General features: G+C 63.1%; 21 protein-coding genes. 11 read left to right on the top strand and 10 right to left on the bottom strand.

What is annotated here, in order from left to right; genetic code table 11:
• Positions 1 to 22: 22 nt before the first annotated feature.
• The 8 genes from GGD61_RS08815 to GGD61_RS08780 form a co-directional block, all read right to left on the bottom strand.
• Complete coding sequence (locus GGD61_RS08815; RefSeq protein WP_092253190.1) at positions 23 to 268, bottom strand: hypothetical protein; 246 nt, start codon at positions 266 to 268, stop codon at positions 23 to 25.
• Between the two features lie 332 nt (positions 269 to 600).
• A complete protein-coding gene (locus tag GGD61_RS08810) occupies positions 601 to 1,158 on the bottom strand; it encodes an HdeD family acid-resistance protein (protein ID WP_183230537.1) in 558 nt (185 codons plus the stop codon).
• Positions 1,159 to 1,330: 172 nt separating this feature from the next.
• Complete coding sequence (locus GGD61_RS08805) at positions 1,331 to 1,816, bottom strand: DUF992 domain-containing protein (RefSeq protein WP_092253186.1); 486 nt, start codon at positions 1,814 to 1,816, stop codon at positions 1,331 to 1,333.
• Entirely contained in the window at positions 1,817 to 2,404 is a 588-nt protein-coding gene (locus GGD61_RS08800) for a hypothetical protein (protein WP_018318102.1), read from the bottom strand.
• The gene (locus tag GGD61_RS08795; protein ID WP_092253184.1) at positions 2,401 to 3,513 is read right to left on the bottom strand and encodes an AI-2E family transporter; all 1,113 of its coding nucleotides are present in this window, start codon (positions 3,511 to 3,513) and stop codon (positions 2,401 to 2,403) included. The genes GGD61_RS08800 and GGD61_RS08795 overlap by 4 nt, the downstream gene beginning before the upstream one ends.
• Positions 3,514 to 3,561: 48 nt before the next feature.
• Positions 3,562 to 3,804 carry a hypothetical protein gene (locus GGD61_RS08790; RefSeq protein ID WP_092253182.1) on the bottom strand — a complete coding sequence of 81 codons (243 nt, stop codon included), beginning with the start codon at positions 3,802 to 3,804 and terminating at the stop codon, positions 3,562 to 3,564.
• A gap of 31 nt (positions 3,805 to 3,835) precedes the next feature.
• Positions 3,836 to 5,275 (bottom strand): basic amino acid/polyamine antiporter, encoded by a 1,440-nt coding sequence (locus tag GGD61_RS08785; protein ID WP_092253180.1) that lies wholly within the window; start codon positions 5,273 to 5,275, stop codon positions 3,836 to 3,838.
• Between the two features lie 131 nt (positions 5,276 to 5,406).
• A complete protein-coding gene (locus GGD61_RS08780) occupies positions 5,407 to 5,610 on the bottom strand; it encodes a DUF6894 family protein (RefSeq protein WP_092253178.1) in 204 nt (67 codons plus the stop codon).
• Between the two features lie 242 nt (positions 5,611 to 5,852).
• On the opposite strand from GGD61_RS08780, the gene GGD61_RS08775 reads away from it, so the two are divergent.
• Entirely contained in the window at positions 5,853 to 6,563 is a 711-nt protein-coding gene (locus tag GGD61_RS08775) for a Bax inhibitor-1/YccA family protein (RefSeq protein WP_183230536.1), read from the top strand.
• Between the two features lie 19 nt (positions 6,564 to 6,582).
• Here GGD61_RS08775 and GGD61_RS08770 read toward each other — a convergent pair whose 3' ends face one another.
• Both GGD61_RS08770 and GGD61_RS08765 read right to left on the bottom strand, forming a co-directional pair.
• Positions 6,583 to 7,086 carry a DUF1269 domain-containing protein gene (locus tag GGD61_RS08770; RefSeq protein WP_028143792.1) on the bottom strand — a complete coding sequence of 168 codons (504 nt, stop codon included), beginning with the start codon at positions 7,084 to 7,086 and terminating at the stop codon, positions 6,583 to 6,585.
• Positions 7,087 to 7,295: 209 nt separating this feature from the next.
• Entirely contained in the window at positions 7,296 to 7,496 is a 201-nt protein-coding gene (locus GGD61_RS08765; RefSeq protein ID WP_018318095.1) for a DUF3551 domain-containing protein, read from the bottom strand.
• A gap of 273 nt (positions 7,497 to 7,769) precedes the next feature.
• Here GGD61_RS08765 and GGD61_RS08760 point away from each other — a divergent pair, with 273 nt between their 5' ends.
• From GGD61_RS08760 to GGD61_RS08715, 10 genes are all read left to right on the top strand, one after another.
• Complete coding sequence (locus GGD61_RS08760; protein WP_092253174.1) at positions 7,770 to 8,876, top strand: efflux RND transporter periplasmic adaptor subunit; 1,107 nt, start codon at positions 7,770 to 7,772, stop codon at positions 8,874 to 8,876.
• Positions 8,873 to 11,938 (top strand): efflux RND transporter permease subunit, encoded by a 3,066-nt coding sequence (locus GGD61_RS08755; RefSeq protein ID WP_092253172.1) that lies wholly within the window; start codon positions 8,873 to 8,875, stop codon positions 11,936 to 11,938. Before GGD61_RS08760 ends, GGD61_RS08755 begins: the two co-directional genes overlap by 4 nt.
• Before the next feature lie 143 nt (positions 11,939 to 12,081).
• The gene (locus tag GGD61_RS08750) at positions 12,082 to 13,515 is read left to right on the top strand and encodes a basic amino acid/polyamine antiporter (RefSeq protein WP_183230535.1); all 1,434 of its coding nucleotides are present in this window, start codon (positions 12,082 to 12,084) and stop codon (positions 13,513 to 13,515) included.
• Positions 13,516 to 13,541: 26 nt separating this feature from the next.
• On the top strand, positions 13,542 to 14,804 hold the full coding sequence (gene arcA / locus GGD61_RS08745; protein WP_092253167.1) for an arginine deiminase: 1,263 nt from the start codon (positions 13,542 to 13,544) through the stop codon (positions 14,802 to 14,804).
• Positions 14,805 to 14,949: 145 nt separating this feature from the next.
• On the top strand, positions 14,950 to 15,771 hold the full coding sequence (locus GGD61_RS08740) for an outer membrane beta-barrel protein (protein WP_092253165.1): 822 nt from the start codon (positions 14,950 to 14,952) through the stop codon (positions 15,769 to 15,771).
• Between the two features lie 29 nt (positions 15,772 to 15,800).
• Entirely contained in the window at positions 15,801 to 16,040 is a 240-nt protein-coding gene (locus GGD61_RS08735) for a hypothetical protein (RefSeq protein WP_143109024.1), read from the top strand.
• A 349-nt stretch (positions 16,041 to 16,389) separates the two neighbouring features.
• On the top strand, positions 16,390 to 17,598 hold the full coding sequence (locus GGD61_RS08730) for an ATP-binding protein (protein WP_092253162.1): 1,209 nt from the start codon (positions 16,390 to 16,392) through the stop codon (positions 17,596 to 17,598).
• 60 nt (positions 17,599 to 17,658) lie between these two features.
• Positions 17,659 to 18,282, top strand: a complete 624-nt coding sequence (locus GGD61_RS08725; RefSeq protein ID WP_018318087.1) for a response regulator transcription factor — start codon at positions 17,659 to 17,661, stop codon at positions 18,280 to 18,282.
• A gap of 168 nt (positions 18,283 to 18,450) precedes the next feature.
• Complete coding sequence (locus tag GGD61_RS08720) at positions 18,451 to 19,086, top strand: response regulator transcription factor (protein ID WP_026201965.1); 636 nt, start codon at positions 18,451 to 18,453, stop codon at positions 19,084 to 19,086.
• 126 nt (positions 19,087 to 19,212) lie between these two features.
• Complete coding sequence (locus tag GGD61_RS08715) at positions 19,213 to 20,559, top strand: hypothetical protein (protein WP_177236948.1); 1,347 nt, start codon at positions 19,213 to 19,215, stop codon at positions 20,557 to 20,559.
• The last annotated feature ends 8 nt before the right edge of the window (positions 20,560 to 20,567 follow it).

Here is a 20,567-nt window from a genome sequence, read left to right as displayed (position 1 = left end):
CTCCGCGATTCGACCAGCTGAGCTAGTCCCGCGCGGTTCGGTTGCTGCGCGCCGGCTCGTCGTAGCCCTTGCGATGGCTATAGAACATCAGCGCGATCAGGCCGCAGCCGAGCACCAGAACAAGGATGGCGGCCGCCGCCAGCACGATGTTTCCGTAAAGCGGCATCGAGGGTGTCGCCGTCCAGACTGACAGGCAGAACCAGCTCGCGCCGAGGAAAAGCACTGCAAGCACGGCGACGACGATCCATTGGTTCTTGTTGCGTACCATTTCCTCATCCTCTTCGGACTACCAGCGCCATCCGCAATGACGGCGCCCACGATGCCACCAGCAAACCCAGCGGCGGCGCCGGCGCGGTCGCGGGCCCCAGCCAGGATGAGAAGGGCCCCAGCCGGGCCGCGGCGGAGGTCCCCATTGCACCGGGATGGCGCGATCCCCCGGTGCCCGGCCGGCCCGAGAGAGACCGGGATCGACCGGCATTGCGTCCGCAACACCGATGAACTGAGCGCCGGACGCTCCGATCGCGGCGGCGGCAATGGTGTTCATCGCAAGGCTGAGGAAGACGCGGCGACTGGGAGCATCCATGGTTGTTCTCTCCTCTGTTATCCGGTCGTTCGCACTGATTGCAGCGCGTAGAGCAGCCATGCCAGGCCATGGGCAATCAGGTCGACGCCCAACAGGAAGCCGAGAGCCCAAGCGCTGATGGTGGGGAAGCCGAACAGGACCAGCACGCCGGCGATCACCGCGAAGACGCCCGAGATCAGCATCATCCATCCGTTCTGCCGCCAATAGGCAAAGCTCAGCACGCATCGAATGACACCCGAAGCGAACAGCACCGCGCCGAGGAAATAGGTCAGGATAAGCGCGCCCGAGACCGGCTGGGTGAGCAGCACGACACCGAAGGCGAGGTAGAGCGCGCCGAGCACGACTTGCCAAAGGAACCCGCCCCACCCCTTGGTCCAGAAGGCGTGGGCAATCTCGAATGCGCCGGCGGCGATCGCGGTGAGCCCGATGAGCTTGACACTGACGACGGTGGCGAAGGCAAGGTCGCCGAGCGCGAACAGGCCGGCGGCGATCAGGACGACGCCGAGGAGCGCACAAACCCACAGCGGCGGAGCAACCACGGCATCGAGACTTCCGCGACTGTCATACACTCTCATGCGATCCTCCTGGGCGGTTACGGCCCGAACGAGCATGCATCGGATCCTAGCTTCGAACACCCGACACCGACATCGGACGAAACCCTGAGCGGCGGGGCGGGAATGTTCTCATCCTCTCCCTGCGCGAACCGGCATCAAGAGCGGACCGAACCGCGGGACCGAGACGGCGGGATCAGAGCCCGCCTCGCGGTCCCAGTGTCAGATGAGTTACGCCAGCCGCGAGATTGAGCCCGATCGAGCGTTCGACCGAGATCGGCTGCAGCATCACGCTCCTGCGCGAGCCGCCGACCAGGACGTTGGCGCCGAGGCCGGGACCAAATGCAAGATTGCCGCTCGCGCCGACGTAACTGCCGCGCAACGTGCCGGGGCCTATCCGCGAGTTCCTGGCGAGGACGGCCCACGATAGCGCGCCGGCGCTGGTCACGCCGATATCAACGCCGACGCGCCGTATCCGCCCCTCGTAGACGTACTGCCGGGGCGGGCGCAGCGCGTTGAATACGCAACGCAGCGCCTGCGTCGATCCAAGCACCAGTCCGACGCGTGGCTCCGAGAAGCACAGGAGCCTGCCCACCCTGAATCTCTCGGCTTGCGCGGGCGAGGTGACGGCGCAAAGAACGAGTGATGCGCCGATGGCGGCAAGATATCGCAACGTTCGCATTCAATCCTCCCGGTGGTTCGTGATGTCCCTGGCGCTCTGCGAGGGGCTGCCGTCCTGACGCCACCAGAACGAGATGGCGAGGCCAATCAGCAGCACTGCGCCGAGCAGGAAGAAGAAGATGGATTGCTTCAGCCAGGAAATCGCCGGAACGGCGGCGCCCATCGCAAGGCCAAGGAAGGCGATCTGCAACGACAGCAGGCTCAGGCCCGCAAGGAACGTGCCGAGCGCGAGCAACGTCAGCAGGACGAGTCCCGTTGCAGGGGTCGGAAGCAGTTGCTGCACGCCGGAGATCAGCATGATGTTCATCGTGATCAGGACCGCGATCCAGTGCAGGGCCTGCGTCCAGATCAGCCGGATCTGGCCCTCCTTCCCCTCGATCTCCGGCCACTTGGTGACAACGCAGACGACGCCGATGGCGAGCGCCAGGAATTCCCAATAGCCGGTCAAAGGCTGGTGCGAGACGTTGGTATAGGCAACGCCGACGATGGCGAGCAGCAGCGCGACGACGTAGGGGAGTTGCTGCCACAGGAAACGCGCCGTCGTCGAACGCGCAGGGGCATCACTCGGCTGCGCTTCGAATTCGCTCATGGCTGCTCGCTCGCAATTAATGGCGGCTTGGGATCGCCGCCCAGATAGTCCTCGACATAGAACCTGACGATCGCAACCCGACCGATCGCAACCAGCGGCATCGCGACCGCGACGCCCATGACGCCGAACTGAGCGCCGAGAAGGACGATCGCAACCAGTGTCCACGCCGGCGGGGTCTCGACTGCCTGGCGCTGGATCAGTGGGCCGATCACGTAGCCTTCGATCGACTGGATGATGGTGTACACGGCGACCGCCCAGATCAGGGGCGATGCGCCGAGCGGCATCGCGACGAGCGCGATCGGGATCGCGGCAACGATCGGCCCGAGATAGGGAATGAAGTTGGACAGACCGGCCTGAAGTCCAAGCACGAAGGGACCGGGCAGCCCGATAAGATAGAGCGCGAGCCACACGCACAACGTCATCAGCATGATGCGGATCAATTGTCCGACGAACCACAGCCGCATGACGTTGCCCATCTCGTCCATCACGGCGCGCGCACGGGCGCGATGGGAATGCCTGACCAGCGCGATCACGCTTTCGCGGTGGCCGGTGGGATCGAAAGCGAAGAGAATGCCGAGGAACAGGATCACCAGCACGGCGGTCAGAAGGCTCGATGCTCCGCCGAGCAGAAATTGAGCGTGGCTGAAGAACCGGCCCTGATCGGCGAACAGCCATTGTGCAAAGTCGCGGCCCCATTCCGGGCCGAGCAGGTCGACGCCATACGACAGCAGGTGCTCCTGGAGCAGGTCGACCTGCGCATCCATCACTTTCAGAAGCAGACGCGTCTGTTCCGGCAGCTTGCGCGCGCCCCAGGCGAGGCCAAAGCAGGAGAGCGCGGACAGAAGCAGGACAACGAGCGTCAACCGCCAGGCTCGTTTGAGTGGAAGGACCGGCGCCAAGGTTCGCGCCAAGGCGTCCAGAAAGGCGGCGAACAGCACCCCGGCGAAGACAATCAGAAGGCTGGAGACCGTTTGCCAGATCAGGAACAAAGCGATGCCGGCGGCGAGCAGGGTGAGACCGACGGCCAGCAGACTTGGCCGTCCGGCCTCTCCGGTCTCGTCGACAGCGGTCTCGTGCCGAGGGAGTTCTCGGTAGTTTAGGGAGCGCATCCCGGAAACGCTGTCAGGTTGATCCATTGGAGGGGCCACTACGATGTCTCAGGGGCGAAGGCGGCGGCTGCCATAGTGCGGGTGTCTGCCGCCGCGATGACGCCAGTACCGGTGCTTTGTCGGATTGGTGTTGGTGTTCGGAGGCGCCTGCTTTTTGGATGCGGCGGTGCCGGTCTCCTTTGTCATCGCCGCGCTGTTGTCCTTCGATTGCGCGAGCGTGACGGTGGGTGACGCCATGACGGCCAGCAACCCGGCGAGGAGCAAGCTGCAACGCGTGATCGTCATGTTCATGTTCGCCTCCCTACAGTTCAAAGACGCCGGGTCAGATCGAAAGGGCACCGACGGCGAGCCCATAGACTCCGCCGCCCGCCGCGATTGCGACCGCTGCAAACAGGATGGCTTCGGTTCTCGTGAAGGTGCTTTCCTTGCGCTCGCGTTTGGCCATCAGGAACAGCAAGGTTCCGGGCGCGTAGAGGATCGAGGACAGCAGGAGAAACTTCGGGCCGCCGGCGTAGATCATCGCGGCGGCGTAGAGCGTCGCAACGGCGGCGCGGATCCAATCGCTCGTGCGGGCGCGCTCGCCGGCGTAATAGGTCTCGCCGGTCGATGCGAGCTTGAGGCCATAGGCCGCGACGAGGACGTACGGGATCAGCGTCATCGCACTCGTCATCTTCAGTGCGAGCGTGAAGGCATATTCGGCGAACCAGCTGACGAGCAGAAACGCCTGGATCACGCAGTTGGTCAGCCAGAGCGCACCGACAGGAACCTTGTTCGCATTCTCACGCGCGAGAAAGGACGGCATCGTGTGGTGTATCGCCGCCGAATGCAGGATCTCCGCGGCGAGCAGCGACCAGGACAGATAGTTGCCGAGGATCGAGATCAACAGCGCCACGCTGATGAACACGTTGCCCCAGCGCCCGACCATTGATTCCATCACGCCTGCCATCGACGGCGTCGAAAGATCCGCCAGCTCGTTCCGCGGCAAAACGCCGTAGGAGAGCAGCGTCACCAGGACGAGCAGGCAGAGAACGCTCAGAAAGCCCACCACCGTCGCAATGCCGATGTCCGCGCGATTCCTGGCGTAGCGCGAATAGACGCTCGCGCCCTCGACGCCGACGAAGACGAATACGGTAAGCAGCATCGTAGAGCGTACCTGGCTCAGCACCTGTCCGAGGCTCGGCGGCTCCGTTCCCCAGAAATTCCGCACCAACAGGTCGCGATCGAGAACGAACGCGGCCACGACGATGAACAGGAGTATCGGAACGATCTTTGCGAAGGTTGCAATCGTGTTGAGCCTGGCCGCGCCCCTGATGCCCCGCAGCACAAGAAAGTGCACACTCCACAGAAGCAGTGTCGCCGATGCAATGGCCGTCGGCGTCGTGCCGTCGCCAAAGATCGGAAAGAACTGCCCGAGTGTGGCCTTGATCAGAATGAGACAGGCGACGTCGGCAAGACAGCAGCCGATCCAGTAGCCGGCTGCCGAGGCGAATCCGATGTAGTCGCCGAATCCGGCCTTGGCGTAGGCATAAATGCCGGCATCCAGTTCCGGTTTGCGCTGCGACAGCGACTGGAAAACGAGCGCCAGCATAAGCATGCCCGTCCCTGCGATGATCCATGCGATGATCGCACCGAAGGCGCCGGTGGCGCGTCCGAATGCAGCCGGCAGGGCGAAGATACCGGATCCCACCATCGATCCGATCACAAGCGCAATCAACGCGTTGCGGGAAAGCTCTTGATCGGCCTCGTTCGACGAAGACGCCATGACGGAAGGTGGCCTCCCAATCCGGAGCGCGGCGGTGGTCACATCTGCCGACCGCCCCCCGCGGACGACCTTAGAAGTGTCTGCCGCATGCGCACATCAGGGATTCTCTGTAGGAGGTGAGGGCAGAAAAATCAGCCGCCGCCCGGGGCTCCGCAAGCCGTCTGCGGCGGGCTGGCCACAAGCACGACGCCGCCGCGGCAGAATTCACCGGCCTTGGCGAGCTCGGCGGCGAGGCGCCTGGCGTGCAGGATGGCTGCATCCTGATCTAGGCAGTCCTGTCCGATCCCGTCGGGAAAGAGGCCGTATTTGTCGGCGATGTGAAAGAAGAAGCGCATGGCATGGGTTAGATCGCGACCCGCCCGGCTTCCAAGTGACAAAGCTGTAAGGAGCGTAGGCCAAAGGGCTTAGACGTCGTTCCAAGCTCTCGCATCGGTCATGTGCGGCGTCGCTGCGATGCCCGCGGTTGCGACAGAGAAGGGTAATTTCCACGGCCGCCATTCGGGTGATTGTCCGATGCCGCTCCGGAAGCCCGAGGATTAGTGTCGCCTCCCTCGGCAAAGTCCCTGAGGAGGCGGATGTGTCAAATTTCGATCAAGACCTGACTGCGGCAGAGACGACTGGCAGTGCGTTTGCGGTGGACGCCGGCCTGCATGAATACATGCTTCGCATCTACGCTCACATGGCCGCGGGCGTCGGCTTGACCGCCGTTGTGGCCTGGCTGACCTATCAGGTCACAGGCCCGGCACTGCTGCAGAGTCCATTGATGTGGGTCTTCATTCTGGCGCCGTTGGGGCTGGTGTTCTTCATCGGCTCGCGCATCAACACGCTGTCCGTGTCGACGGCACGGCTGCTGTTCTTCCTCTACGCAGCCTTGGTCGGCGTATCGCTCTCGACATTGTTCCACATCTACACGGACTCGTCGATTGCCCGGGTCTTCTTCATCGCCGCCGCGAGTTTCGGAGCGCTCAGTGCGTTCGGGTATACGACGCGACGCGATCTCTCCGGGCTGGGCACATTCCTGTTCATGGGATTGATCGGCGTCATCATCGCAAGCCTGATCAACATCTTTCTGTCCTCGAGCGCGCTCGACTGGCTGATCTCGATCGTTGGCGTCGGCGTATTTGCCGGGCTTACCGCCTACGACACGCAGCGGATCAAGGCGATGTACGACAGCACGGATGACCATACCTCCGCGGGTCGCAAGTCGGTCATCGCGGCGCTGTCGCTCTATCTGAATTTCATCAACCTCTTCATGATGCTGTTGCGGCTTGCAGGCGGCCGGCGCTGAGATGGGGAGGACGGCGGCTTCAGGCCGCCGGCCGCTCCACCGCACTCGTCAGCGCATCGCGGAGGAGCTTTTCCTTCGTCTCGTCGAGTGACGTCTTGAGCACAACGCCGCCGGCGCTCTTGATCTCGTTGATTACCTTGTCCGCCGTCATGTGCTTGATCAGGACGAACAGGGCCGCGTTGCCGGGCTGGAGGCTGGTCGACAGGCTCTTCATGAAGGCGTCGTCGATGCCGAAGTCCGAGAGCGCGCCGCCGAGCGCGCCGGACGCGGCGCCTACCGCGACTCCGAGGATCGGGTTCAGGAACAGGACGCCGATGAGAAGGCCCCAGAAGCTTCCCGTCATTGCGCCCATGGCAGTGGTATTGACGAGTTGATTGAGCTTGATGCCGCCCGCGTCCGTCTTAACGGCAATCACGGCGTCGCTGATTGTGATCAGATATTCCTTCTGCAGCTTGAATAGCTGTTGGCGCACTTCTTCTGCCTTTGCTTCCGACGGATACACGATCGCGACAAGATCGGACATTGACACCTCCCGTTGATCCAAATGCGAACCGGAGCAGTCGATGCTACCGTGCAAGGAGACCCGCCGCGATTGGAGGAAACCCCGGATGTTGGGGAGGAATGTCCCGATGGGGCAGGCACAGTTGGCATTCATGCCGAATCCGGGTGGCGTACGACAACCAACAGCACGTCATTTACGCCGCCCGGCCGATATCGGACTGAGCGCTGCCGTCAGCGGCGGCGATTTTGCACGCAGGTGCCCTGCCGCCCGCTCACCGATGCGCGGCATTGGGAGCGGGTCTCATACATGCAGTTGAGCATTCCCTTGATCTTCGAGCACCATGCCAGATCCTGCGCCTGTACGGGCGTCGTCGAACCCATCGCGCTGAGCGCAATGAAGATGGCCGCGGACAGCAAAGCCAGCTTTCTCATGTCGATCCTCCTGTCGTCGTGTGAATCATTCGGAGCCTGAGCGGCCGGTTCCCTTGCCACCTGCTGCTTTGGCGAACGCGCCGCGGCGGGAGCAGGTGCAGCCTTAATGCACCGCTTGCGGCGTTTCCGGTATCGGGTGATTGCCTGACGTTGCCCTGGGAATCTTCTGACTGCTGCCGGAAGGTTCTCCGGACCACGATTGCATCTGTGATCGCTCAGTAGATTTACCGATGGAAGCGAGATGATCTATCGACAAGATCGTCAGCGGAGCAGTTGACCGATGATCATGTCATGCCGATGCGGCCGCTGAACATCGCGCTTGTCGCAGCGGTCACCACGCTGCTGGTTGCCGCCTGTGAAAGAGGCCCGGTGGAGGATGCGCCCCCGGCGCCACGTCCGGTTCGCACGACCACGGTCGAGAAGCGCGAGCAGCTAACGCCGTTCACGTTTACGGGGCGTATCGAGGCGGAGGACGAGGTAAGCATCGCATTTCGAATCGGCGGGCGGCTGCTTTCGAACAACACCCGGCTTGGTGATCGCGTCCAGGCCGGCCAGCTTCTGGCGCAACTGGAATCGCAGAACGAAGCGAACGCGCTACGCCAGGCGCAGGCGGCACTTGCTGCTGCGCAAGGCCAGCTCACTCAGGCCCGCAATCATTTCGAGCGTCAGCAGACGCTGCTGGCGCAGGGTTGGACCACCCGCGCCAACTTCGAAGCCGCGACGCAGGCGCAGCAGACCGCCCAATCGCAGCTCGATATGGCCGAAGCCCAGTTGAGCGCCGCCCACGATCAAGTTGGCTTTACCGAGCTGCGCGCCGATGCGCCGGGCAAGGTCACCGAAACCGGCCCCGCCGCCGGCGAGGTCGTTCAGGCCGGGCAGACGATTGCGAAGATCGCTCGCCAGGACGGTCGCGATGCGGTCTTCGATGTGCCCGCCCAACTGGTGAGAGCGGCGCCTGCCAATCTGCAGGTAACGGTCGCGCTCACGGACGATCCGGCAGTAACGGCACAGGGGCGCATCCGGCAGGTCGCCGCCCAGGCCAACCCGGTCACGCGGACCTTCGAGGTCAAGGTGGGCCTTACCGATCCGCCGGCTGCAATGCGGCTCGGGGCGACCGTGGTCGGGCGCGCCGAGGCGAGCTCCGGCCCGATGATCGGCATTCCCGCAACCGCGCTGACGAGGATGAATCAACAGCCGGCCGTCTGGGTCTTCGATCCCTCGGCCAATACGGTCTCAGTGCGGAACGTCGACGTGCTGCGGTTCGACCAGGCGCAGGTGATCGTCGCGCAAGGGCTTGATAGCGGCGAGATCGTCGTGACCGCAGGCGTTCAGGCACTTCATCCAGGCCAGAAGGTGCGCGTGCTCGGGTCGGGGCGATGAGTGGATTCAACCTTTCGGAATGGGCACTGGGGCGACGCTCGCTGGTCGTCTACCTCATGCTGATAGCGGTGGCCGCCGGCGTCCTGTCATATTTCCGGCTGGGCCGGAACGAGGATCCCGCCTTCACGATCCGGACCATGGTCGTTCATGCCGTCTGGCCAGGGGCGACGGCCGACGAGACGATGAAGCAGCTGACGGAGCGCCTCGAGCGCCAATTGCAGGAGACCCCGCATCTGGATTTCCTGCGCAGCTTCACCCGGCCAGGCCTCACGACCATCTTCGTGAACCTCAAGGGAAGCACCAATGCGCGGGATGTCTCCGATACCTGGTACCACGTGCGGAAGACGATCGGCGACATTCGCCATACGCTGCCTGCCGGTGTCGTCGGTCCGTTCTTCGACGACGATTTCGGCGACACCTTTGGCATCGTCTATGGCTTTACCAGCGATGGCTTCGCGCAACGCGAGCTGCGTGACCGGGTCGAGGCGATCCGTTCGCAGCTCCTGGCTGTGCCGGATGTCGCGAAGATCGAGCTGCTGGGCGCACAAGAGGAAGTGATCTTCGTCGAGTTCTCCAAGCAGGAGCTTGCAAATCTCGGTGTTGATCGCACGGCTCTGATCGCGGCGTTGCGGGCGCAGAATATCGTGATGCCGGCTGGAACGATTCAGACCGGCACCGAGCGGATATCGCTGCAGGTGTCGGGCAGCTTCCTGTCCGAGCAGGACATCGCCGATATCAACTTCGCCGCCGGCGATCGCATGCTGCGCCTGAGCGACCTTGCGAAAGTGCGGCGGGGCTACGCCGATCCACCTCAGCCGCTGTTCCGGATCAATGGCCGTCCGGCGATCGGGCTTGCCATCGCCATGCGCGACGGCGGCGACATCCTCGCGCTCGGCAGGAACGTCAAGGCGGCGATGGCGCGGATCACCGCTGATCTGCCGATCGGGATCGAGCCCAGCCTGGTGGCCGACCAGGCCGTCGTCGTGGGCAAGGCGGTCGGCGAGTTCATGACCTCGTTGTTGCAGGCGATCGCCATCATTCTGGCCGTGAGCTTCATCAGCCTTGGGGTTCGTCCGGGCCTTATCATCGCGCTGGCGATCCCGCTCACGCTCGCGGTCGTGTTTCCGGTCATGGCGGTGCTTCAGATCGACATGCAGCGGATATCGCTCGGGGCCCTGATCATTGCGCTTGCCCTGCTGGTCGATGACGCCATGACGACGACGGATGCCACGCTCATTCGCCTGGCGTTGGGCGACAGCAAGGTCGAGGCCGCCAGCTACGCCTTTCGGACCCACGCGCTGGCCATGCTTGCGGGGACGCTCGTGACGATCGCGGGCTTCATTCCGGTCGGCTTTGCCGCCAGCGCCGCGAGCGAATACACGTTCTCGCTGTTCGCTGTGGTCGCGATCGCGCTACTGGCGTCCTGGTTCGTCGCGGTGATCTTCGCGCCACTGCTCGGCGTTGCCATCCTTGTCCCGCCCAAGCAGAAGGGCGCTGCGGCTCCCGGACGGGTATTCCGGCTGTATCGACGCTTGCTGATATCGGCGATCCGCGCCAAATGGCTGACCCTCGGTGGGACCGCCGCGCTGTTCGTCGCCTCCGTGCTCGCGCTGCCGCTCATTCCGCAACAGTTCTTTCCGTCCTCCGATCGGCCGGAACTGCTGGTCGATCTCAGCCTGCCGCAGAACTCGTCGATTTTTGCCAGCGAAACCGCGGCAAAACGTCTGGACAAGATGCTGACGGGCGATCCCGATGTCGCGCATTGGAGCACCTATGTCGGGCGCGGTGCGATCCGGTTCTATCTGCCGCTCAGCGTCGAATTGCCGAACGACTTCTTCACGCAGGCGGTCGTCGTGGCCAAAGACATCGGGGCGCGTGAGCGGCTGCATGGCAAGCTGGAACGATTCCTCGCCGACGAGTTTCCGAACGCGATCTCGTCGGTATCTCCGCTCGGCCTTGGCCCGCCGGTCGGATGGCCGCTGCAGTATCGCGTCAGCGGCCCCGACGTCGAGCGGGTGCGTGACATCGCGCTCGAGGTCGCACGGATCGTCGGGGCCGATCCGGCCGCCAAGAGCGTGAATTTCGACTGGATGGAGCCCGATCGCCAGGTGCGGATTCGCGTCAACCAGGACGAGGCCCGACTTCTCGGCCTCAGTTCGCAGACGATTTCCACCGTTCTGAACACCGTGATATCCGGCACGCCGGTCACGCAGGTGCGGGACGATATCTACCTGGTCGATGTGGTGGTCCGCGCAACCGATGAACAGCGCGTCTCGCTGGCGAGCTTACGCACGTTGCAGATGCCGATCGCGGGTGGCCGGACCGTTCCATTGAGCCAGTTTGCATCGTTCGAATATAATCAGGAGTTTCCGCTGATCTGGCGACGAGATCGCGTGCCCACGCTCACGGTTCGGGCGGCCATTGCCGACCGTGTGCTGCCGGAGACGGTCGTCAACAGGCAGGCCGCGGCCGTGGCAAAGCTGAAGGCGGCGCTGCCGGCTTCATACCGCGTCGTGGTCGGTGGCACGGTGGAGGAAAGCCGGAATTCTCAGGCGTCCGTCATGGCGGTGGTGCCCGTGATGCTGTTCGTCATGTTCACGGTCCTGATGGCCCAGTTGCAGAGCTTTCCGCGATTGTTGATGGTCGTCAGCGTTGCACCGCTCGGTCTGATCGGCGTCGTCGCAGCGCTGCTGTTGTCGGGGCGGCCGTTGGGCTTCGTCGCCATTCTCGGTGTGCTTGCTCTGCTCGGCATGATCAGCAAGAACGCGGTCATCCTGATCGGCCAGATCGAGGCGGAGCGTTCACTGGGGAAGGGACCCTGGCAGGCCGCGGTGGATGCCAGCAGTTCCCGCTTTCGTCCAATCATGCTGACGGCCGTCTCCACCGTTCTCGGCATGATCCCGATTGCTCCGACGGTGTTCTGGGGGCCGATGGCCTTTGCGATCATGGGCGGCCTGCTGGTTGCGACAGGTCTGACCCTGGTCTTCCTGCCGACACTGTATGTGGCATGGTTCGGCGGAAAGGAGCCGGCCGAAGCTTCCGGTTCTTCGTTCGCGGCCTGAGGGCGTGTGGGCGGTGAGGGTAATCCCGGACCTCGACTAGGTAATCACCTGATTGGCCATGCGCGCTCCACGGCGCATCGTCCGGCTCGCAGCGAGCGACGCGGCCGCTGCGCCGACCATCGTTCGCGGTCCGAGGCCTTCACATGAGCGCGACGCCGTCGATCCAGAAGCTTTCGCTGTTTGCTCTGACGGCCATGGTGGTCGGCTCCATGGTCGGTTCCGGCATCTTCTCACTGCCGCGCACTTTCGGCATCGCAACCGGTCCATTCGGCGCCATCTTCGCCTGGTGCATCGCCGGTGGTGGCATGTACACGCTGGCGCGCGTGTTTCAGTCATTGGCAGAGCGAAAGCCTGAACTCGACGCCGGTGTCTACGCCTATGCGAAAGCGGGTTTCGGCGATTATCCCGGCTTCCTCTCGGCGCTTGGCTACTGGATGGGAAGCTGCATTGGCAACGTGTCGTATTGGGTCCTGATCAAGTCGACCTTGGGCGCGTTCTTTCCCGTGTTCGGCGACGGCAATACCGTCACCGCCATCATCGTCGCCTCGATCGGGATCTGGCTCTTCCATTTCATGATCCTGCGTGGCGTGCAACAGGCCGCCGCGATCAACACCATCGTGACGATCGCCAAGATCGTGCCGATCCTGGTCTTTATCGTCATCCTGATCTTCGCCTTCAAGGCCGACCAGTTCAGCGACAATTTCTGGGGCGGCGAGGGCATGCCGGACAAGGGGCTCTTCGAGCAGATCCGCGCGACCATGCTGGTCACGGTGTTCGTGTTCCTCGGGATCGAGGGGGCCAGCGTCTATTCCCGCTATGCCAAGGAACGATCCCATGTCGGCGCGGCGACGATCATCGGCTTTGTGATGGTGACCAGCCTGATGGTGCTCGTCACCATGCTGCCCTACGCCGTGCTGCCGCGCGCCGACATCGCCGAGATGCGACAGCCGTCCATGGCGGCGGTGCTGGAGGCCGTGGTCGGGCATTGGGGCGCGGTCTTCGTCAGCATCGGACTTCTGGTTTCGGTGCTCGGGGCTTATCTCGCCTGGAGCTTGATCTGCACCGAAGTTCTTTCGGCCGCGGGCCGCACCAGGGATATGCCGGCCCTGTTCGGCACCGAGAACGAGAACAAGGTCCCGGCTGCGGCGCTGTGGCTGACCAACATCGTCGTCCAGCTCTTCGTCATCAGCACCTACTGGTCGCGGGACGCCTTCTCGCTGATGCTCAATCTGACGAGCGTCATGAATTTGATCCCGTTTTTCCTGGTCGCCGCCTACGGGCTCTTGCTGGTCAAGCGGGGCGAGACCTATGAGAAGCGCCCGGACGCGCGTCGAAGCGGGCTGATCTTTACCGGCATTGCGCTGATCTACACGCTCTTCCTGATCTATGCGGCCGGAATGAAATATCTGCTGCTGTCGGCCATCCTCTACGCGCCCGGCACGGCACTGTATTTGTGGGCGCGCCTCGAGCAGAAGGCGAGAGTCTTCACCTTCGCCGAGTGGATCATCTTCATTGTCGTTGCGATCGGCGCGGTCGTCGGCGTTCATGGCCTGGCCACCGGCTACATCACGATCTGAGCGGAGCAGTTCCGGAGATAGGCCTCATGACAAAGCAGACATCGGATGCAGGGATTCCCTTCGGTGTTCATTCGGAAGTCGGCCAGCTGCGCAAGGTGCTGGTCTGTTCGCCGGGGCGGGCCCATCAACGTCTGACGCCGACGAACTGCGACACCTTGCTCTTTGACGACGTCCTATGGGTCGACAACGCCAAGCGCGATCATTTCGATTTCGTGCAGAAGATGCGCGACCGCGGAATCGAAGTCGTCGAGATGCACAATCTCCTCGCCGACACGGTCGCGATTCCGGAGGCGAGGACGTGGATCCTCGACAACCAGGTGATCCCCAATCAGGTTGGCCTCGGCCTGATCGACGAGCTGCGCGGCTATCTGGAAAGCCTCAAGCCGCGCGAGTTGGCGGAGACGCTGATCGGCGGATTGTCGACCCAGGACTTTCCAGAAGCCCGCGGCGGCGAGACGCTCAGGCTCATCCGGGAAGCGGCCGGCATGACCGAGTATCTTCTGCCGCCCCTTCCCAACACCCTGTACACGCGCGATACGACCTGCTGGATCTACGGGGGCGTTACGCTGAATTCGCTGTTCTGGCCGGCGCGCCACGAAGAGCCTATCCTCGCCGCCGCGATCTATAAGTTCCATCCGGATTTCGCCGGCAAGGTCAATGTCTGGTGGGGTGATCCGACACAGGATCACGGCCTTGCGACGCTTGAGGGCGGCGACGTGATGCCGATCGGAAAAGGCAACGTGCTGATCGGATTGAGCGAGCGTACTTCGCGGCAGGCCATCAGCCAGCTCGCTGCCGCCCTGTTCAGGAAGAAGGCGGCCGAGCGCGTGATCGTGGCTGCCATGCCCAAGCTTCGAGCGGCGATGCATCTGGATACGGTCTTCACATTCGCCGATCGCGATTGCGTGCTGCTTTATCCGGACATCGTCAACAATATCGCGGCATTTTCCTACCGTCCGGCCGACAACTCCGCAGGCATCGAGCTGCGCAAGGACGAAAAGCCCTTCGTCGAGGTCGTCGCAGAGGCGCTTGGGCTGAAGAAGCTGCGCGTGGTGGAGACGGGTGGAAATGCCTATATGCGCGAGCGGACCCAGTGGGATAGCGGCGCCAATCTCGTCTGCGCATCCCCTGGCGTCGTGTTCGCCTATGACCGCAACACCTACACCAACACGCTGCTGCGCAAGGAAGGCATCGAGGTCGTCACCATCGTTGGTGCGGAACTCGGACGTGGTCGCGGCGGTGGTCATTGCATGAGTTGTCCGATCACCAGGGACGCGGTCGACTATTAGGCCCGCATCAGCGGTCACTGCGGCCTGTTACGAAACGATGATCGATTTTATCAACCCGTGATTTAGTCAGAGAACATTAACACGCCACAATCGTGTCACAGCCTGACGCGAATCCCGATGCACGCGACAGCCATCGAGGGACACCATGCGAAGATCCAGAATTCTTCTGCCGATCTTTGGTCTGCTCGGCGCGAGCACGGCAGGTGCAGCCGACCTTGATGTCACCGAGCTCAAGACGATCGCGGCTCCTGTGCCGTACACCTCAGTACCATCCTGGAGCGTCGTCGGTTCCATCGCGCCCACCTTCACCGACAACGCCCTGTTTACCCGCGACAACCGCAAGTCGGACGTTTACTACGTGCCCGACGTGAGCGTCCGGCTGGACGGGAACCTCAGCAATGACCTGTCGTACCGCCTCTATGCACGCGCGCAATATGAAGCGTTTTCGCGGGAGAAGGACGGCAACTTTGCCGTCGCGCGGATGGGCGGGCGCCTGACCCAGAATTGGGACGGCTGGCGCTTCTCCGCCATTTACGAGCATCGCTACGATTTTGACGGAATCTACCGCGACCTCGCCTTCACCTCGAACGATGTGATGGGCTCGGTTGCGCGCGACTTCCGCTTCAACAACGCGACGTTTTCGCCGTTGCTGCTCCTGACCTATCGATTTTCCGACCTGGCGGAGGCGCGCCGCTGGCGCTTTGACGCCGTGCTCGGTATCGAGGTCAAGCTCGATTCCAAATGGTCGATTGTGAGCACGCCGTTGTTCGAAGCTTACTGGTTCACCGATGGACTCAATAGCGGGCGGCGCGATCAGCTCTATTCGGCGGACGTCGGTCTGAAGTATAATTTTGCCAGCAATCTGTCGCTCACGACGACCGTGCTGTACGAGGCGCGAACGTCGAACGTGCCGCTACGGCGATATAGGGACGTTCGCATCGGCCCTCGTCTGGACTTCGCATTCTGAGAGGTATCCGATCGATGCACGCAAGAGGCTTGTCGCTGTTGATCGGCATTGTTGTGGGCATCGCGGCGGCATCCGTTGCCGCCGCCGATCCGCGTGACGCCGTCGATCGAAGCCAGCGTCTTGATACCGATGCGCTTCGGGACGATGCCGCGACAAACCGTCTGACGCCGCCATCGCATCCCCTGCAGATTGCACCGCCTCCAGCGGCTCCGAAAGCAAGGACGGAACGCAGGAGGAAGTCCGGCGCAAATGGTGGCGGCAGCCGCTAGCGTCATCGGTACGCTGGTAGGCATGGCCGCCTATCGGCGCGGGAGTTCGTTGTCTCGGAACTCCGCTGTCTCCGAACTCCGCTGCCTCGGAACTCCGCATTTTTAATCTCTGTTGCGGCAAATTCGAACGCGCAGAACCGCTTTCGTCGCGCAGCGCAGACGGCGTGTCGCGGATTCAAGATTTTAATCCCATGGAAATGCTACCTCTTGTTGTAGGACGATTCCGGGGTGTATAGTCGGATCGGCTCCAAGGCGCGTCCGCGAGCCGGCGAGGGGAGATGTCCCCGAACAGGCGAACGGACACAAGCGATGCTGTTGTCAGCGTCGCGATGTCGCCGGAGAAGAGTGAGTGCGTATCGTGAAGGTACATGTCTCCCCCGCCAGCGAGTCGCATCGAACCGGCCTCGGAAACTGGCTGCGGACAGGTTCGGAACAATCGATCGAAGCGCTCTATTGGACGTTTTCGGCTGATCTCCTCTTCGTCGTGCGTCCGTCTCCTGAAGGGCGCTTCGTCTATGAGGCGATCAATCCGGAGTTTGGGTCCCGGCTCGGTCTCTCGCCGGAAGACGTCTACGACATGGATGTGTTCGATTGCATGAACGCGGACGACGCTAGAATCGTCTGCCAGGCGCTGGGGGCGTGCGTTGCGGAAGGAGCGGAAATCAGGATCCGGCAGCGTCTCGCGTTCGGTGGCTCGCCCCGGAACGTCGAAACGGTAGTAACTCCGGTCGTTCAATCTTCGTGTGGTGGTGCGGTTCGCTTGATCGGCAGCCACCGCGCCCTGCGCAGCCGCGCGTTCGAGAGCGGGGTCGGACAGGGCAACGGGCTCGACGTGAATCTCGGCCTGGTATCGATCCAGGAAGGCATCCAGCAGCGGATAGCCTCCGATCTCCATGATTCGACCTGCCAGCACCTGATTGCCGCGAGTCTCGGTCTCATGCGGATCCGGAGCAGCATCGGCGAACCGGACTTGGCCGAGCGGCTCTGCGACGAAATCGATGCATCGATCGATGAAGCCCTCCGGGAAATCCGCGCCTTTGCCTATCTGCTGCATCCCCGGAACCTCGCCGGTGAGGGCCTGAAGGCTGCGATCGAGCGGTACGCGGAGGGATTTGCGGCGCGCACGTCGTTGCGCGCGAGTGTCGACATCGTGCCGGATGTGGATCGGTTGCCTTACGAGACGAAACGAACGTTGCTGCGGGTCGTCCAGGAAGCGCTGACGAACGTCTTCCGTCATGCGAACGCGACCGAGGTGGCCATCGTCATCGATACCGCGGACGGCCGGTTTCACCTGACGCTCAGCGACAATGGAATTGGGCTCCCGCCGGGTTTCGGCAGGAGCGCGGTCTCTGTTGGTGTCGGAATTCCGGCGATGCAAGCGCGGCTGCACGAGATCGGAGGTACGCTCGACATCCAATCCAGTCGCGCGCCGCGGCATGCCGGCACGGTGCTGTGTGCAGTATTTCCCTATGCTCCCCCGGCGAACAGGGCCAATCGCCGCGGGGCCACGACAAATGCAAGGGCCCGCGCAGGCGCACAATCAGCGAAAAAACACTAACCGCGGGGCGGCGGGCCGGAGTCACGGCCCATCGCCGATGCGGATTCGGAGTGCTCTGCCATGAAGCGAATTCTCATCGCGGATGATCATGAGGCGGTACGGTCGGGCTTGCGTGCGGTGCTCGAGCAACGGGTGGATTGGGAGGTGGTCGCCGAGGTGAATGACGGCGGCATGGCGGTAGCAGCCGCGATCGAAAGCCGGCCCCATGTCGCCATCGTCGACTTCTCGATGCCGCGCATGACCGGTGTCGAGGTGGCGCGGCGGATCAGAGAGTATCCGCTGCAGACGGAGGTGCTGATCTTCACGGTGCACAATTCGGGCTTGCTTGCCCAGCAAGCATTCGAGGCGGGGGCGCGTGCATTCCTGGTGAAGTCCGACGCCAACAAGCTGCTTGTCGCAGCTGTCGAAGCCTTATTGCTGCACCGGCCATTCTGGCCCCGGAAGACCGAACTCGACCATGCGCCGCGGACCAACGGCGAGCGGCATCACGAACTCACGGCCCGCGAGCAACTGGTCGTCAAGCTGGTCGCGGAAGGATACAGCAACAAGGGCATCAGTGCGATCCTCGACCTCAGCGTCAAGACCACCGAGGCCCATCGGGCAGCAGCGATGCGCAAGCTGGAAGTGAACTCGACGGCGGGGCTGGTCCGGTACGCCGTTCGGACCGGGCTGGTCGAGGCTTGAAACGGCGATATCGGCGAGCAATACGGGCGTCGGTACCTTCGCCCGGAGATATCAGGGTTTTGTGGGATAACGATTCCAGCCACGCTCCCTATGATCGTTCGACTGTGCTGCCGGTTTGCTGCCGGTATCGGCCCGGAAGCGCAAGGGTCGGCCAACGGGAACGACACGGTGAAACGCATCTTGATTGCGGATGATCATGAAGTTGTGCGTTCCGGGCTGCGTGCAATCATCGAAGCGCATTCCAGCTGGATCGTGAGCGGCGTGGCGACCGATGGCGAGCAGGCGGTCGCGCTGGCGCTCGAGACCAGGCCGGACATCGTGATCGTCGATTATTCCATGCCGGTCATGAACGGGTTGGAGGTCAGTCGCCGCCTCAAGGCACTCCACCTTGGCGCGCAGGTTCTGATCCTGACGATGCACGAGAGCGAAGAGCTTCTGACTGAAGCCATTCTGGCCGGGGTACGCGGGTTTCTGTTCAAGTCAGACGCACGCAAGCACCTCATTTCCGCCATCGAGGCCCTGCTGGACGGCAGGCCTTACTTCACCAGCATCCTGCTGGAGAGGCTGCTGCACGACTACCAGGGCAACAAGGAGAATCGGACCGACATGCTGCTGACTTCGCGCGAGCAGAGCGTGGTCCAGCTGATCGCGGAGGGGCATACCAACAGGTCGATCAGCTCCATCCTGAAATTGAGTGTGAAGACCGTCGAGACCCATCGCGCCTCGGCCATGCGCAAGCTCAGGATGTCGTCCACCGCTGAGCTCGTCCGCTATGCGATCCGCAAGAAGTTGGTCTTGCCCTGAACAGATGCTGATGTCGGCAGTCGCCAAAGGCGCCGGAGTTTGCGCCTCGACAAAGTGGTCGTGACTGCAACTGCTTACCTTTTCGGGTGCCGACACGGGTTTCGTGTCGCACGCGGGAAGCAAGCCGTGATTGGAACCAGCCTCTGTAGATGGGCCATCAGTTACTTCGCGGTCGCAATCGTATGGCTGCTGCTTGCGGAAGTGCTTGTTGTCGCCGGGTTCGGTTTTCCGAACCACGACATCGGCGGCCCGGACACGCTCGTCATCGTGCACATGGTCAGCATCGGCTGGTTGAGCACGGTCTTGTGTGGCGCGCTGTTCCAGTTCGTGCCGGTGCTGGTCGCAAGGCCGCTCTATGCGGAGCGCTGGATACTGCCGGCTCTGGCGCTGCTGACGCTTGGGCTAACCATCCTGCTCGCGGGCTTCCTGACGCTTGGCGGGCACTTCACCGGGCCGCCCTGGCTGCTTCCGGTCGGCGCGAGCCTGCTGATTGCCGGTTTCGCGTTGGTCGTTGCCAATCTCGGCATGACACTCTGGTCGGCCCGCCCGCTGCCGGGGCCTGCGCGGTTCGTCGCAGCCGGGCTTGCCTGCATCTGTGTCACGGCGGCATTCGGCGGCATGTTCTCTCTGGTGCTGTCCGGAACGGCTATCGGCGCGCAATGGCCGGACCTTCTGGTGTCCGGCGTTCCGATCCATGCGATTGCCGGGCTTGGCGGATGGCTGACATTCACGGCCATGGGCGTCAGTTATCGCCTGCTGGCGATGTTCATGCTCGCGCCCGACGGCGATGCGCGGCTGGGCCGGCTGGCCTGGCTTGCCGGCGTTGCCGCGCTGGCCGTCGGAGCTGTCGGCGGCGTGCTCGCACTCAGGCGCGCGACCGGGGTGAATTTGGCGCTTCTGCTGGCAGGAGTTGCGGCGCTGCTGTCGCTAATCGCCTACGGCCGCGACATGCTCGGCCTGTACAGAGCCCGCAAGCGCCGCGCGCTCGAGCTCAATACACGCATGAGCCTCGTTGCGCTGGCGAGCCTGGTTGCGGTCGCAATCCTCGGCGCCGCGTTTGTTGCGACCGGTTCTCTCCCGTCGCATGTCGGGGCGCTCGCCTTTCTCGGCGCGTTCGGCTGGCTCACTGGCCTCGTGCTCGCCAATCTCTACAAGATCGTCCCGTTCCTGACCTGGCTCGAGACCTACGGTCCGGTGATGGGCAGAGTGCCGACGCCCCGCGTGCAAGATCTCGTTGACGAGCGCCGCGCGTTGAAATGGTTCGTGCTGTTCTTTGCCGGAAGCTGGGCGGCAACCCTGATGCTCCTGGTCGACGCGGCACTCGGCTTCCGCATCGCCGTCGCCGCCGTGACGCTCGCGACGCTCGGCCTGGGCGAGGAGTTTATCAGGGCAAGGCGGCTTGCGGACGTGGCGGAGCCGCTGCGTCTGCCGACCGGAGCAGTCGTGCCCCAACTGTTGGTCTCGCGAAATTGAAAGGAGAC

This window comes from Bradyrhizobium sp. SBR1B (assembly GCF_014198205.1).
GTDB lineage: Bacteria > Pseudomonadota > Alphaproteobacteria > Rhizobiales > Xanthobacteraceae > Bradyrhizobium.
This window is presented reverse-complemented; position numbering and strand designations above follow the sequence as displayed.

What these genes read in the sequence shown, in the direction of transcription:
- GGD61_RS08815 (WP_092253190.1), bottom strand. Translation starts at nt 268, where the DNA reads ATGGTACGCAACAAGAACCAATGGATCGTCGTCGCCGTGCTTGCAGTG.
- GGD61_RS08810 (WP_183230537.1), bottom strand. Translation starts at nt 1,158, where the DNA reads ATGAGAGTGTATGACAGTCGCGGAAGTCTCGATGCCGTGGTTGCTCCG.
- GGD61_RS08805 (WP_092253186.1), bottom strand. Translation starts at nt 1,816, where the DNA reads ATGCGAACGTTGCGATATCTTGCCGCCATCGGCGCATCACTCGTTCTT.
- GGD61_RS08800 (WP_018318102.1), bottom strand. Translation starts at nt 2,404, where the DNA reads ATGAGCGAATTCGAAGCGCAGCCGAGTGATGCCCCTGCGCGTTCGACG.
- GGD61_RS08795 (WP_092253184.1), bottom strand. Translation starts at nt 3,513, where the DNA reads ATGCGCTCCCTAAACTACCGAGAACTCCCTCGGCACGAGACCGCTGTC.
- GGD61_RS08790 (WP_092253182.1), bottom strand. Translation starts at nt 3,804, where the DNA reads ATGAACATGACGATCACGCGTTGCAGCTTGCTCCTCGCCGGGTTGCTG.
- GGD61_RS08785 (WP_092253180.1), bottom strand. Translation starts at nt 5,275, where the DNA reads ATGGCGTCTTCGTCGAACGAGGCCGATCAAGAGCTTTCCCGCAACGCG.
- GGD61_RS08780 (WP_092253178.1), bottom strand. Translation starts at nt 5,610, where the DNA reads ATGCGCTTCTTCTTTCACATCGCCGACAAATACGGCCTCTTTCCCGAC.
- GGD61_RS08770 (WP_028143792.1), bottom strand. Translation starts at nt 7,086, where the DNA reads ATGTCCGATCTTGTCGCGATCGTGTATCCGTCGGAAGCAAAGGCAGAA.
- GGD61_RS08765 (WP_018318095.1), bottom strand. Translation starts at nt 7,496, where the DNA reads ATGAGAAAGCTGGCTTTGCTGTCCGCGGCCATCTTCATTGCGCTCAGC.
- GGD61_RS08755 (WP_092253172.1), top strand. Translation starts at nt 8,873, where the DNA reads ATGAGTGGATTCAACCTTTCGGAATGGGCACTGGGGCGACGCTCGCTG.
- GGD61_RS08750 (WP_183230535.1), top strand. Translation starts at nt 12,082, where the DNA reads ATGAGCGCGACGCCGTCGATCCAGAAGCTTTCGCTGTTTGCTCTGACG.
- arcA (WP_092253167.1), top strand. Translation starts at nt 13,542, where the DNA reads ATGACAAAGCAGACATCGGATGCAGGGATTCCCTTCGGTGTTCATTCG.
- GGD61_RS08740 (WP_092253165.1), top strand. Translation starts at nt 14,950, where the DNA reads ATGCGAAGATCCAGAATTCTTCTGCCGATCTTTGGTCTGCTCGGCGCG.
- GGD61_RS08725 (WP_018318087.1), top strand. Translation starts at nt 17,659, where the DNA reads ATGAAGCGAATTCTCATCGCGGATGATCATGAGGCGGTACGGTCGGGC.